This is a genomic window from Acinetobacter sp. 129952 (assembly GCF_056642055.1).
Genome location: NZ_JBWVSU010000007.1, coordinates 34,066 through 47,654, shown reverse-complemented (window position 1 = coordinate 47,654; position 13,589 = coordinate 34,066). Strand labels below are relative to the sequence as shown.

Annotated in this window: 12 protein-coding genes; 6 read left to right on the top strand and 6 right to left on the bottom strand. The window is 43.3% G+C overall.

Translation table 11 applies throughout. The annotated features are described in order from the left end of the window. Nucleotides 1-136: 136 nt before the first annotated feature. Nucleotides 137-730: a threonine transporter RhtB gene (locus AC1IR0_RS09380; RefSeq protein ID WP_121979886.1), complete on the top strand. Its 594-nt coding sequence runs from the start codon at nt 137-139 to the stop codon at nt 728-730. Between the two features lie 37 nt (nt 731-767). On the opposite strand, the gene AC1IR0_RS09375 is transcribed toward AC1IR0_RS09380, so the two are convergent. Further along, nucleotides 768-1,406: a DedA family protein gene (locus AC1IR0_RS09375; RefSeq protein WP_121979887.1), complete on the bottom strand. Its 639-nt coding sequence runs from the start codon at nt 1,404-1,406 to the stop codon at nt 768-770. A gap of 344 nt (nt 1,407-1,750) precedes the next feature. Here AC1IR0_RS09375 and guaA point away from each other — a divergent pair, with 344 nt between their 5' ends. Both guaA and AC1IR0_RS09365 read left to right on the top strand, forming a co-directional pair. After that, complete coding sequence (guaA, locus tag AC1IR0_RS09370; protein ID WP_071851253.1) at nt 1,751-3,319, top strand: glutamine-hydrolyzing GMP synthase; 1,569 nt, start codon at nt 1,751-1,753, stop codon at nt 3,317-3,319. 159 nt (nt 3,320-3,478) lie between these two features. Continuing rightward, entirely contained in the window at nt 3,479-4,411 is a 933-nt protein-coding gene (locus AC1IR0_RS09365) for a restriction endonuclease (RefSeq protein WP_004280964.1), read from the top strand. Between the two features lie 8 nt (nt 4,412-4,419). Here the strand turns inward: AC1IR0_RS09365 and AC1IR0_RS09360 are convergent, their stop codons facing one another. Together AC1IR0_RS09360 and AC1IR0_RS09355 are read right to left on the bottom strand one after the other, a co-directional pair. After that, nucleotides 4,420-5,643, bottom strand: coding sequence for a GGDEF domain-containing protein (locus tag AC1IR0_RS09360; protein WP_479741332.1), 1,224 nt, complete (start codon nt 5,641-5,643; stop codon nt 4,420-4,422). A 190-nt stretch (nt 5,644-5,833) separates the two neighbouring features. Continuing rightward, nucleotides 5,834-7,156 (bottom strand): GGDEF domain-containing protein, encoded by a 1,323-nt coding sequence (locus AC1IR0_RS09355; RefSeq protein ID WP_409654202.1) that lies wholly within the window; start codon nt 7,154-7,156, stop codon nt 5,834-5,836. A gap of 512 nt (nt 7,157-7,668) precedes the next feature. Between AC1IR0_RS09355 and AC1IR0_RS09350 the strand changes: the two genes are divergently transcribed. Together AC1IR0_RS09350 and AC1IR0_RS09345 are read left to right on the top strand one after the other, a co-directional pair. After that, a complete protein-coding gene (locus tag AC1IR0_RS09350; RefSeq protein ID WP_409654199.1) occupies nt 7,669-8,616 on the top strand; it encodes a pirin family protein in 948 nt (315 codons plus the stop codon). 160 nt (nt 8,617-8,776) lie between these two features. Then, the gene (locus AC1IR0_RS09345; RefSeq protein WP_409654196.1) at nt 8,777-9,427 is read left to right on the top strand and encodes a glutathione S-transferase family protein; all 651 of its coding nucleotides are present in this window, start codon (nt 8,777-8,779) and stop codon (nt 9,425-9,427) included. Between the two features lie 48 nt (nt 9,428-9,475). Here AC1IR0_RS09345 and phoR read toward each other — a convergent pair whose 3' ends face one another. From phoR to AC1IR0_RS09330, 3 genes are all read right to left on the bottom strand, one after another. Next, complete coding sequence (phoR, locus tag AC1IR0_RS09340) at nt 9,476-10,834, bottom strand: phosphate regulon sensor histidine kinase PhoR (protein WP_004732640.1); 1,359 nt, start codon at nt 10,832-10,834, stop codon at nt 9,476-9,478. 25 nt (nt 10,835-10,859) lie between these two features. Continuing rightward, nucleotides 10,860-11,570, bottom strand: a complete 711-nt coding sequence (phoB, locus tag AC1IR0_RS09335) for a phosphate regulon transcriptional regulator PhoB (protein ID WP_004280972.1) — start codon at nt 11,568-11,570, stop codon at nt 10,860-10,862. A 249-nt stretch (nt 11,571-11,819) separates the two neighbouring features. Then, nucleotides 11,820-12,497: a TetR/AcrR family transcriptional regulator gene (locus AC1IR0_RS09330; protein ID WP_409654192.1), complete on the bottom strand. Its 678-nt coding sequence runs from the start codon at nt 12,495-12,497 to the stop codon at nt 11,820-11,822. Between the two features lie 223 nt (nt 12,498-12,720). Here AC1IR0_RS09330 and AC1IR0_RS09325 point away from each other — a divergent pair, with 223 nt between their 5' ends. After that, entirely contained in the window at nt 12,721-13,578 is an 858-nt protein-coding gene (locus AC1IR0_RS09325) for an SDR family NAD(P)-dependent oxidoreductase (protein ID WP_409654189.1), read from the top strand. The last annotated feature ends 11 nt before the right edge of the window (nt 13,579-13,589 follow it).

Sequence of the window (13,589 nt, the reverse complement as noted above, 5' to 3'; positions counted from 1 at the left end):
AAGAAAAGTGTGGCTTAAATCCAGATAAAACTCACTGGAAATTGACCAGGCTGTATAAAAATCTGAAATTTATAAGCTTGTTATCACACTCCCATCTTGATTAAGCTACAACCTTGGCCCGGAAAAGTTCATTGCGATGATTGAAAATTGGTTATTTGTTTTAGGACTCATTGCTGTATTAATGGTTCCAGGGCCCGCCAATGCCTTGGTGGCCAGTTCTGCTCATCAGCAGGGGCAAGCCAAAACCAGTCTCTATCTTCCTGCCATTTTGCTCGGTTATTTTTATGCCATTAATGTCTGGGCTTTGTTGATTCATCTGGCGTCACCGATCTGGCCAAATTTTAAAGGCTTGGTCTATGTACTGAGTACCATCTGTGTGGGCTGGATGACCTTACATTTATATAAGGCTCAGCAGTTAGAACGTTACAGCAAGAACCATCCGCAGATTCGCCCTTGGCAAATGTTTAGGACTACCTTAACAAATCCTAAAGCAGCACTGTTGGCCTCCGGAATTTTACCGATGGAAACCTGGCAAAGCCCGACCAACTTCGTTCTGGTTTTTGCTGCCTTTAGCTTGAGCACCGTTCCGGTCGGGATTTTCTGGATGGTCTTTGGTCAGGCCATTTTGACCAGTTCATCTGAAAAAATAAAAGCCGGCCTCATTTATAAAGGCGCGGCTCTATTTATCCTGCTTTGTCTGATCCCACTCCTGATCAAGCTCTGGGATTAAGCGCACAGGCTGTAAAAAATCTTAATGTAAAAAGTTCTTAAGCTGTTTTACTTTTTTTTAGCTTTTGTTGAATAAAGCCAATCACACCTGGCAATACACTTAAAATAATGATGCCAAAAATTAGATAGGTGAAGTTGTCTTTAATGATCGGCATATTGCCAAACATATAGCCCAAAATGACAAATGATCCAATCCAGGCGAATGCACCCACCACGTTATAGGTCAGGAAATATTTGTAATTCATGCTGCCAGCACCGGCAACGAAGGGTGCAAAGGTACGGGCAAAAGGAACAAAACGCGCAAAAATAATGGTCTTACCACCATGTCTGGCAAAGAATTGCTGGGTCGCCAATAAGTGTTTTTTATTGATGAAGCGCGATTCAATCTCGAAAACCCGAGGACCAATATATTTACCAATATGATAATTCAGGGTGTCACCCAGAACTGCCGCAACAAACAAGAGTGGAATCAGCACCCATGGATCCATTGCACCAGTAGAGGCTGCCAGTGCACCTGCTGCAAATAGCAAGCTGTCGCCAGGCAGGAACGGCATGACCACCAGACCTGTTTCTACAAAGATAATCAGGAAAAGAATGGCATAAATCCAGATCCCGTAATTAGTGATAAATTCAAGCAAGTGATCATCAACATGCAAGATAAAATCAATCAGTTCCATGAGCCCAGTACAAGCAAAAGTGTGGTCAAATCCTAACAGCCCGGGGCATGAAAGTCAGTACCAGAAAGTAAAATAATTAAGGCTTCATCCATCTTCAATTAAGCAAAAATTTCTCTTACATATTATCTTCGGATTTTTATAAAAACAGGCTTAATTGGATTAAATCTTGAGCTTAAAAATATAAAAATGACAGACCAATCAAGGCATCCAAAGGGATGCTTTATTCTGCTAGAAATATAATGCAATCAACTAAATGCATACCTTATGCGAATTGTGTGCTTAATGCGCTGAAAAATGTTAGAATACGGCGCTTATCTTTCGTTTGCCTTTCATAGTTGTTCGTCATGACTACCAATACTCAAATTACTGAAGATCGTATCCTGATTCTGGATTTCGGTTCTCAATATAGTCAGCTCATCGCACGTCGTGTCCGTGAAGCTGGTGTATATTCTGAAATGTATGCCTATGATATGTCTGAAGAAGACATTCGTGCATTTAATCCAAACGGTATCATCTTGTCTGGTGGACCTGAGAGCGTTCACCTTGAGGGCAGCCCGCGTGCGCCGCAAGTGGTATTCGAGCTGGGTGTGCCGGTATTGGGTATTTGTTATGGCCTGCAAACCATGTGCGAACAACTTGGCGGTAAAGTTGAGCCAGGTACTGTGCATGAGTTTGGCTATGCAGAAGTAGATATTGTTGTACGTGACAAGCTGATCGGTAATTTACAGGACCGTGAAAACCAGCTGCATGTCTGGATGAGTCATGGTGACAAGGTTGCCCGTATTCCAGAAGGCTTCCAGATCACTGCACAGACGCCAAGCTGTCCAATTGCGATGGTTTCTGACGAAACTCGCCGTTTCTATGGTATTCAGTTCCATCCTGAAGTGACACATACTTCTAAAGGTGCAGAATTACTGTCGAACTTCGTGCATCAAATTTGTGGCTGTCGCGGTCTGTGGACGCCAGAACACATTATTGATCTACGTGTAGAACAGCTTCGCCAACAGATTGGTGATGAAAAAGTATTACTAGGACTTTCTGGTGGTGTGGATTCATCTGTAGTGGCAGCGCTGTTACATAAAGCGATCGGTGATCAGCTGACCTGTGTATTTGTAGACAACGGTTTGCTTCGTTTGAACGAAGGCGATCAAGTGATGCAAATGTTTGCTGATAACATGGGTATCCGCGTGATTCGTGCTGCTGCTGAAGAGCGTTTCTTGACTGCGCTTGCGGGTGAAGTTGATCCTGAAGCAAAACGTAAAATTATTGGCCGTGAATTTATTGCTGTCTTCGCTGAAGAAGCACGTAAATTAGATGGCGTAAAATTCCTTGCACAAGGTACGATTTATCCAGACGTAATTGAATCTGCTGCAAGCAAGCAGGGCAAGGCACATGTGATTAAATCACACCATAATGTGGGTGGTTTACCAGCAGATCTAGCGTTTGAACTGGTTGAACCATTACGTGACTTATTTAAAGATGAAGTACGTAAATTGGGTACGACTTTAGGTTTGCCGCACAGCATGATCTATCGTCATCCATTCCCGGGCCCAGGTCTTGGTGTGCGTATCCTGGGTGAAGTGAAAAAAGAATATGCAGACATTTTACGTCTTGCGGATGACATTTTCATGCAGGAACTGCGTGCCAGCGGCTGGTATGACAAGACTGCTCAAGCATTTGCAGTATTCCAGCCAGTAAAATCGGTGGGTGTAGTCGGTGATGGCCGTCGTTATGCATGGGTGATTGCACTGCGTGCGGTAGAAACCGTGGACTTTATGACGGCTCGTTTCGCGCATCTTCCTTATGATTTAGTCGATAAGATCTCGACCCGTATCATGAATGAAATTGCTGAAGTTTCTCGTGTTGTGTATGACGTATCGTCTAAACCACCAGCAACAATTGAATGGGAGTAATTTAGGGGTTTCGGACAGCACTGCTGTCCGCCTAAATTACGCCAAGCGCTATGCGCGTGGCAGTATCTGGTTTATCAGATATAACCTAATAAAAAAGAGCGCTTCGGCGCTCTTTTTTTGATTTATACTGAATAAAAATAAACCTTTAAAAGCTAAAAAATGCCTTTACCTACTTATGATCAATTAATGCTGCCTTTAATGAAATTATTATCAGAATTAAATGAGCCAATAAAAATTTCGGATGCTGCGAATATCCTAGCTGAACGTTCCAATTTACACGAAGAGGATTTAAATAAAATTCTTCCGAGCGGGAAAAATATATTTAAAGATAGAGTGGCATGGGCAAAGACCTACTTAGTTAAGGCGGGCTTAGTTCAACAACCGAAGAGAGCATATTGTGAGATTAGTAGCTTGGGTAGACAGGTTGATTTAAAAAGTTTAGATGCTATAACAAATGAATATTTAGCACAGTTCAACGGATTTTCAGATTTTAAATTAGGAAAGAAAAATAAAGATGAGTTTGGGATCGGGAATCTACAAGTTATTGAAAGCCTAAATAGTTACCAAGAAACTCAGACTCCAGAAGAAACAATCCAGAACACAACGGAATTATTAAAATCTGATTTGAAAAGTGATTTGCTTCAGATGGTAAAAGATAAATCTCCTTCATTTTTTGAAAGACTGGTTGTCGATCTTCTGGTGGCAATGGGCTACGGCGGTTCACATCAAGATGCAGCTCAAGCGATTGGTAAAACCAACGATGGTGGAATTGATGGTGTAATTAGTGAAGATCGATTAGGGCTAGATAAAATTTACATCCAAGCGAAACGTTGGAAAGATACTGTTGGTCGTCCCGACATTCAACAGTTTAAAGGTGCTTTGGCCGATCAAGTTGCTAAGAAGGGTGTATTCATTACTACGTCAAGTTTCAGTAAAGAGGCCATTGAGTCGGCAAGAAAATCCGGTATTGTTTTAATTGATGGCGATAAGCTGACGTCTTTAATGATTGAATTTGGTTTAGGTGTACAAATAGAACGTAGTTTTCATATCTATAAAATCGACCAAGATCGTTTTGATGAAGATAATTTTTAACGGGTAATTTAAGCCGGTTTAACCTGCCAGTTTTGCAGCTCCCCAGCTAAACTTTGCTCCAGATCTGGATCATAAGCTTCAACCCGATTCCGTCCATTGGCTTTAGCCTGATATAAGGCAATATCGGCCTGTTTAATCAGGGTCATTAAATCTGTTTCACAGCTTTCCAGAATGGCAGCACCAATCGAAATGCTAAAACTGAAACGATGCTGGCTGTCTAGATCGATCACAATATTTTCAATGTTATGCCTTAAACGCTCGGCAACTTTTAGCGCTTCATCCAGAGAGGTTTCGGGTAAAAATGCAATAAATTCCTCGCCTCCATAGCGTGCCAAAATATCATGCTGCCGCATTTCGCTGTGTGTATTTAGGGCAATCGTCTGTAAGACCTGATCTCCGATATCATGACCATAACGATCATTAATCTGCTTAAAATGATCGACATCAAAGACCAGTAAACTCATAGGCACCGGTTGATCAAAATTCTGTTGTACCAGTTGTTGCGCGAGATATTCAAAACAGCGACGGTTATTCAGGCCAGTGAGTGAGTCGGTATGAGCCATATTTTCAAAGGCCTGTCGATTATATTCATTCAGGGTATGCTGCAAAAATACCATGCGTGATTTTAAGGTCGAGCTCCAGCTAATATATAGACTGAAGGTCAATACTGGCAGATAAATCAGGGAAAATAAAAACATCTGGTACAGGTCAGATCGACTATTGAAATATACACCGATGTAAATCATCAAAGTAATCAGACTCGAAGTAATCAAAGACGGCCAGAACCGGATCTGCACACATAAATTGGCCAACACAATAAAAACCAAGGAGGCATATTGATAAATGAGGGTATAAGCACTTTCAGACTGATTTAGATTAAAAAACCAGATGGCACTTGCACCAATAATCGAGGTAGGCAAGAGCAGATCAAAGACAGGCAGATTGCGGTAAGAGTGATACATCCAGATCGTGATCAGTACGATCAGGATGGTATAGCTGATTTTGGTCAAAATGAGTAACTTGAGAATATCATTCAGCACCAGAATATCGGCGAGGGTATAAGAGGCATATGCCAGCTGTGCGAATAAATTGACCTGTAATAAGTATTTTAAAGTGAGTTTTTTCTGATGAGCATAGTAGGCCGGTTTTAGAGGTGCAGGAATACGAACAAGCGGATCTTGAAGAGCCTCCTGAATCAGGGTACGTGATTCTTTTTCGTTATCATGCGGCATGCAGCCTTCCCAAATTAAAATATATAAAAATGAATAAGATGAAATTTATATATAGTTGTATAAAAAATATTCTATTCTTTTGTTGGATATTTTAAAAGTGGAAGAATCAAATTTATTTTATAAAATGAAATCCCCGATTAACGCATTCTAAGGATGATCCTAGCTTATAGAACAGACTAATGATCCAGCTTTAATTCGCCGTTGACTGAGCTGGTTGAGTGCCTGGCTTAAATACATTCCAGGGATTTTCTGTTGCTGGCTTGGGCTTATTCAGCATATCCGAATGATAGACCTCAATCCGGTTTCGGCCAGACTTCTTGGCTTGATATAAGGCGATATCGGCCTGTTTGATCAGATCTTCCAGAGTTTGGGTATGGGATTCCAGTTCTGCTACACCGATTGAAATGGTGAACCGGATGGCATGATTGGGTTCGACATAAATATACTGCTTTTGAATTGCACAACGAATTCGTTCTGCAATCACCAAGCTGTCTTGCAGCTGAGTATCTTCCAGGAGGGCGATAAATTCCTCCCCACCAAAACGTGCCAGTACATCGCTATGCCGCATTTCTTTACGGGTCACTTCAGCAATCAGTTGTAGTACCCGATCACCAACATCATGCCCATAGCTATCATTAATATTTTTAAAATGATCCACATCAAACATCAGCAGGCAGCTACTGGCATGTTTAGGCCATTGATGAATAGAGCGTTCAGCCATATCGACAAAATGGCGACGGTTGTAGAGCTGAGTCAAATCATCGGTATGTGCCAGATTCTTTAAGGTTTGATAGTTCCATTCATCGAGTAGGGAGCGCAGAAAAGAACGCCGCACATTTAGAATATTATTCCAGTTAATATAAATGCTAAAAAACCACAGTGGACTAAAGACCACGCTAAAAATAAAGGCTTGAGAAGCACTCATGAATTGGGATACCCCAAGCATGATAAACAGGGCAATCAAGATGGAGCAATAGACCGCGACTTTAAACTGGGTCTGCACACAGAGATTGGCGATGAGAATAAAGATCGCAGAGGCGTAAATATAGGTGGCAACATGGGGACTGGTTGAAAGCGCGAGTAAGCCAATCCAGGCCGCTGCAGCCACAGTGGTGCCTATCGGCAAGATTCTGTCCAGAATCTGAATGTTTTTATGTCTTTTAAACAGGTAATAACAGCAAAACATCGCGCCCAGAACCAGAACGACGCGCATCAGACCAGAAATAAAAAACATGTCTGGAATAATCAGGATATCGGCAAAGAAATACAGTAAAAAGGCTATTTGCGCCAGATAGTTAATTTGACGCAAGTTATGATGACTATGCGTATAGACATAATCATGAAAATACTGCTGAAACGGGGCAGGAATACGGGCATGAGGATCTGTTAGCGCCTGTTCAATCAGCTGACGGTTCTGCAGATCACATTCAGATAATTTCAGTGATTTATCGGTCGTCGAATTTTGAAAAGATACATTCGCCGTTGAATATATATTCTCATTCTGAGCAGACATGTCCTGGTCCAGTGTTATTTTTATAGGTGCCTATTATGCCGTGGTTGAGTAAAAAATAACCTCCCAAAAATTGGGTATCCGGGAAGTTTTTAAAGCTAAAACGTAACAAAATTTGTGTTTTGTAAAATTGAAAGTGATTGAAATACATGAATAATCATCTTATTCATTGGGATATTTGGTTGTTATGGATTCGTTTCACGTGAAACATAAATGACATTCCTGATCTTCAGTTTATTTAAACTCATATTATTTAAACTCATAACACCATGTGCCTAAATCATGATTGACTTGCTAAAGCTCAAGTTTGGGGCTTTGGATACAAATCTCATCCGCCTTTCAGGATTTAAATTGATGAGACTAGTGAGGCGTTTTATACGTATCTAAATATTTCCAGGGATAGATTTTGCCCATAGACCCTGTACATTGTCCTGAACAGAGAGGCATCTTGAATCGGTCAAATGCATGTCTCACCCACTCAAAAGTAGAATGAAAATGCCGAGGTAAGCTCAGCCATGTCGAATAATAGTGATATTGAACTGTCGAATTCCGATGATTGTGAAAAGTATGTGAATCAGTTTATTCAGGAGTTTCCTTTACGTCGCGCGGAAATCGGACAGGGCACCGTGATTAAACGTGCCTTGCCAAGCAGACATAAGCGCATGATTGGTGCCTGGTGTTTTCTGGATCATGCGGGTCCGGCCATTTTCCCGCAAGGAGATGGTCTGGATATCGGACCACATCCGCACATTGGTCTGCAGACCTTTACATGGATGATCGAAGGCAGCATGATGCACAATGACAGTCTGGGAAATCAGCAGTTGATTCGTCCCAAGCAGGTCAATCTGATGACCTCGGGTTATGGCATTTCACATACCGAAGTCTCTCCTGAAAGTGAGACACATATGCATGCAGCACAGTTATGGATTGCCTTGCCGGATGACAAGATCAATATGGCACCAGGTTTTGAACATTATCCTGAATTGCCGGTGGTCAATGAGCAAGGCATTGAATTTACCGTGCTGGTCGGAGAATATTTAAAAACGAGATCACCGGTTAAAGTACATAGCGAACTACTCGGAGTAGACCTGTATGCAGCTCAAAGTACTAGTGCGCGCTTGCCTCTGAATCCGAAATTTGAATATGGCTTTATGGTGCTTGAGGGGACGGCTAGCATCAATGGGCATGAACTGACTGAAGATAATATGCTGATCCTGGAGCCAGGCTTACAGCAGGTCAATGCTGAAATTCATGCCAGGAGTCGGGTGTTATTGATTGGTGGGGAACCATTTGAAAGCCCGATTTTACTGTGGTGGAATCTGGTCGGGCGCACGACAGAGGACCTTAAAATTGCACGGGAACAATGGATTGAAGGTCATGAACGTTTTGGTTCCATTCCTGCCTATGATGGGCCTCGTTTAGAAGCCCCTGCATTTCCAGACCAGATGCGTGCTTCCCGATAAATGCTAAAAATGATGGGAATATGGAGTGCTGTCTGAATTGAACTCAAATAGTGAATCTGCAACATAGGATACATATCATTACAGTCATCAAAAACTGAGCTAGAGTCTGCTGCTTTTTGCTATGCTCAGTGAGCAAGAACAATAAAATCATGAGTCTAATATGCGTGTTTTACATCATCTCGAACAATCACGATCATTTCGTATCCTGTGGGCCATGGAAGAATTAGGACTGGATTACGAGGTTAAATACTATAAACGTCAGCCCAACCTTTCTGCACCACCGGCCTTGAAACAGATCCATCCGTTGGGCAAGGCGCCGATTCTGGTCGATCAGCCGCAGGTACTGGCGGAATCTGCGGCGATCCTGGAATATTTGCAGGAAACGTATGATGAAAAGCAGCAGTTTCGCCCAGAAGATATTACCGACAAGGCCCAGTACCGTTACTGGATGCACTATGCGGAAGGCTCGTTAATGCCGCTGCTGGTGATGCAACTGGTGATGACCACTGTACCAAAACATACCCCGTTGCTGATTCGACCAGTCGCCAAGAAAATCTGTGATGGAGTGAAGAAGCAGTTTGTACAGAGCCGTTTAAAAGATCATATCCAGTTTCTGGAAAGCTATTTGAGCGAGCATGATTATTTTGCCGGGCATTTCAGTTTTGCCGATATTCAGATGAGTTTTCCTTTGGAGGCCATGCAGAGCCGGACAGGCCAAAGCTATCCAGCGATTCAGGCCTATCTGAAACGGGTCTCGCAACGTGCTGCCTATGCGCGTGCACTGTCCAAAGAAAAGCAAATCAGCTCTTAAACGCTTAAAAGAAAAGGTGCCGATGACACCTTTTTTGATTTTGTGAGATTAGTCCGGGAAGCTGAGACGTTCTTTGGGGAAAACCACCTTAAAGGTAGAACCTTGGTTTTCCTTGGACTCAATTTCCAGATGTGCCTGATGTTGCATCAGCACATGTTTGACGATGGCAAGTCCCAAACCGGTACCGCCAGTACGGCGGCTGCGGTCTGAATCGATTCGGTAAAAACGCTCGGTCAGTCGTGGCAGATGTTTGGGATCAATGCCGATACCGTTATCTTGCACCACAAAATAGGCCGATTCACCATCGTCATGCCAGCCGATGGTGATGGTGCCGCCTTTGGGCGTGTACTTGATAGCATTGGTGATCAGGTTGCTAAAAGCGCTGGCCAATTCCATATCTGAACCGATCAGATCGCAATGGCTGTCAATATCCAGATTCAGGGTATGACCATAGTCAATATTATAGGCTTGGGCATCATCGAATAGCTGGTTCATCAGACTCGGCATTTCAATGATCTGGTTTTTGGCAATATTTTTATCATTTTCCAGACGTGACAGCAGCAGCAGGTCGTTGACCAGTGCATTCATGCGTCGGGTTTGCGACTGCATCTGATCAAAAGCGCGTTTCCAGCGTGGATTGATATCTTCCTGATCGGTAAAGGTTTCAATATAGCCACTGAGCACGGTCAAAGGCGTGCGCAGTTCATGTGAAATATTGTCGACAAAATCCTTTCGCATCTGTTCCAGATTGTGCATCCGGGTCACATCATAAGCGACCAGTACCCGACTTTCCCCGCCAAAACGGGTCATTTTGACCTGCACATAATGGTCTTCAAACAGCGAAGAACGCATTTTCAGGCCATCGGGAGATTCATCAATATGGTGATAGTATTCGATAAAGCTCGGTTGGCGTAACAAGGTCAGGATATTACGGCGACGGTCATCACTGGAGATTCCGAGCAGACGTTCAGCCGCCGGATTCCACCATTCAATCTGCTGGTTTTCATCAAGCAGCACCACAGCTTCTTGCAAGGCCACCAGCGAAGATTGTGCACGATCAATCAGTTCGACCATTTCCGCCTGAACAATCCGTTCCTGACGTTGGGCGCGATAAACATTGAAAAGTAGCGCACCCCAAATCCCGCCAATATTTGGTGGAACATCATAAGGGCGATTGGAAATCCATTCATTGACCAGATATAAGGAACGCATTTGGGTCGCAAAGAATGCCACGAAGGCAATTACGATACAAATCCAGAAATACCCAATCCCAAAACCGATAAAGCTGGCGATAATTAGGAAAAAAGCCAGTAGGCGTAAATCCTGCTTCGCAAAATCCCATAAACTGCTGTAACGGATTCTTTTGTGTTCGCGTGCCAGTTCGGGGACAGGGTAGGGTTCATACATAAAACAAGATTTACCTTAAAAGATATTAACCTAAAGCGACATCTGAACGGGTCGAAAAGCGATAGCCTGTTCCGCGAACGGTCTGTACAAAACGGTCTACACCATAAGGTTCCAGCACTTTACGCAAACGGCGGATATGCACATCGATAGTCCGGTCTTCAATATAGACGTTACCGCCCCAAACCTGATCCAGCAATTGCGCACGGGTATAGGCACGTTCCGGATGGGTCATGAAGAATGCCAGTAAACGGTATTCAGTTGGCCCCATTTCCAGAATGTTGTTACCAAAATTCACCCGCTGGCTGACCGGATCCAGAATCAGGCCATTGGCATCAATGGTTTTTTCACCGCTCAGGGCATTGGCACGACGCAGTACCGCCTTAATCCGAGAGACCAGTTCCCGGGTCGAAAACGGCTTGGTCATGTAGTCATCGGCACCAGCATCTAGACCTTGTACCTTATGGTCTTCTTCACCGCGCGCTGTGAGCATGATCACCGGAATTTCTGAGAGGCTTTCATCACGTTTCAGACGACGACACAGATCCACACCGCTGACACCACCCGGCATCATCCAGTCCAGCAAAATCAGTGCCGGACGCTGATCCACAATCATCTGATGCGCCTGCTTGGCATCTTCTGCCTGTAAGCACTGAAAACCGGCCATATCCAGAGAGGTATGGATCATTTCCCGAATCGGGAGCTCGTCATCGACGATTAATATGTAGTCATCTTTCACAACGCAATACCCTATTTCATGTAAACGGTGAACCGTTTTATATTTATGACAGGCTTATTACAAAGACTAATTATGACAGTATCATTGCAGAAAGGGAAAAACTGATGATATTCGCAAAGATTTGTGACAAATATAATGCAGAAACTTGTTAAAAAATCATAAATTAATTTTACTCATTTCCGTAGTACAGCATAAATATTCAACTCAATGGTAAATGCAGCAAAGCCGATTAAGCACAGGATTTAACAGCTATTTTTTCTCTGAAAATGACTCGAGTAGCGCTAAAAAAACTACACTACAGGATGATAAAACCTCCTCAAGCGAATGCTTAAAACCGCTCATCACCCAACGAATAGCAATTTGGGTGACATAGCCATTTAAACCAGTCGACACCAGTGAAATTTCCTGCTCGCTGCGATTTAATTGCGGCATCATCACCATGACAAAGGTATGAATCATGCGGTCGAAACGTGACATGGTTTCATGAATAGTGGCCTGATTATGCAGCTCCTGTACCAGCATGGCATCGATATAAATGATCCGTGCCATGCGCGGATTGTCACGCAGGGTAGTGAGCAGCGCACTCAAACCGGCTTCGATCATTTTTTTCGGATCACTCGATGCCTGCATCATGGCCTGCATCACATTCTGCTGCAGTTCATCAATCAGTTTTAAGAAAATGGTCTGAAACAGATCTTCGCTTTTCTTGAAGGATTCATAAAAATAACGTTCGGTTAGTTTGGCTTCATTACAGATATCTTTGACGGTAACTGAAAAAAAACCATAACTGCCATAGGCTTCAATTCCGGCTTCGATAAGCTTTTCACGACGTGCCTGCTGTCGTTCAGCCATCGACAAGCCTTTAAACTGACGCTCCTTGGTTTTGGAGGGTCGTGATTTTGCTACTGAGTCGATCGAATCGGTCATAAGGCCTGTATGCTCATCTGCATGAAGATTTTGAATATCTTAGCAATAAATCTCGCTTAGACCTATATAGAAATGCTCCCCTGAAATTTGGCCTCTAAGGACATGGGATAATTATTGACAATCTATATTGTCAAAACTATATTGAGGATCTGTGCTAGCTCCTGAAACAACAGAACAAGATCCTGCTGTCATGGAATGGCAGTTCTTTACATAAGGAAATTGAATGAAAAATTTTAACAATAAAGTTGCTGCAATTACCGGTGCCGGTTCAGGTATTGGCCAGCAACTGGCGGTATTATTGGCCAAGCAGGGTTGTCATCTGGCCCTGAGTGATATCAATGAACAGGGTCTGGCACAAACGCTTGAATTGCTCAAAGAGAGTGATGTTCGTGTGACTATCCAGAAAGTGAATGTGGCTGAACTGGAACAGGTGCGTAACTGGGCGGCACAGGTCGAACAGGATCATGGCAGTGTCAATATGATCTTTAACAATGCCGGCGTTGCACTAGGCTCAACCGTTGAAGGGGCGTCTTATGAAGAACTGGAATGGATTGTCGGAATCAATTTCTGGGGCGTGGTTTACGGAACCAAAGAATTTCTACCACTGATCAAGAAAACTGGCGATGGGCATGTCATCAATATTTCCAGCCTGTTTGGTTTAACGGCTCAACCGACCCAGTCTGCTTATAATGCGACCAAGTTTGCGGTACGTGGTTTTACTGAATCCTTGCGTCAGGAGCTGGATCTAGAAAATTGTGGCGTGAGTGCGCTCTGTGTGCATCCGGGGGGTATCCGTACCAATATTGCCAATGCGGCAAAAATGAATAACAGCCTGCTGACTTTAGGTATGAATCCGGAAAAATCAGCCCGTAATTTTAATAAATTATTGCGTTGTCCACCTGCAGAAGCTGCCCGTCAAATTCTGGAGGCGGTACAAAAAGACAAACGCCGTCTACTGATCGGTAATGATGCCAAAGCGATTGACCTGATTCAGCGGATCTTGCCAACCGGTTATCAGCATGTCACTGCACTGGCGACCCAGTTTGGCAAAAAGAAAAAAAATCTGCTTAAGAAATTGTAAAACAGACCCGC

Coding starts and splice junctions, on each gene's coding strand:
- guaA (WP_071851253.1), top strand. CDS start 1,751: ATGACTACCAATACTCAAATTACTGAAGATCGTATCCTGATTCTGGAT.
- phoR (WP_004732640.1), bottom strand. CDS start 10,834: ATGTATGAACCCTACCCTGTCCCCGAACTGGCACGCGAACACAAAAGA.
- AC1IR0_RS09325 (WP_409654189.1), top strand. CDS start 12,721: ATGAAAAATTTTAACAATAAAGTTGCTGCAATTACCGGTGCCGGTTCA.
- AC1IR0_RS09345 (WP_409654196.1), top strand. CDS start 8,777: ATGCGTGTTTTACATCATCTCGAACAATCACGATCATTTCGTATCCTG.
- AC1IR0_RS09375 (WP_121979887.1), bottom strand. CDS start 1,406: ATGGAACTGATTGATTTTATCTTGCATGTTGATGATCACTTGCTTGAA.
- AC1IR0_RS09380 (WP_121979886.1), top strand. CDS start 137: ATGATTGAAAATTGGTTATTTGTTTTAGGACTCATTGCTGTATTAATG.
- AC1IR0_RS09360 (WP_479741332.1), bottom strand. CDS start 5,643: ATGCCGCATGATAACGAAAAAGAATCACGTACCCTGATTCAGGAGGCT.
- AC1IR0_RS09355 (WP_409654202.1), bottom strand. CDS start 7,156: ATGTCTGCTCAGAATGAGAATATATATTCAACGGCGAATGTATCTTTT.
- AC1IR0_RS09365 (WP_004280964.1), top strand. CDS start 3,479: ATGCCTTTACCTACTTATGATCAATTAATGCTGCCTTTAATGAAATTA.
- AC1IR0_RS09330 (WP_409654192.1), bottom strand. CDS start 12,497: ATGACCGATTCGATCGACTCAGTAGCAAAATCACGACCCTCCAAAACC.
- AC1IR0_RS09350 (WP_409654199.1), top strand. CDS start 7,669: ATGTCGAATAATAGTGATATTGAACTGTCGAATTCCGATGATTGTGAA.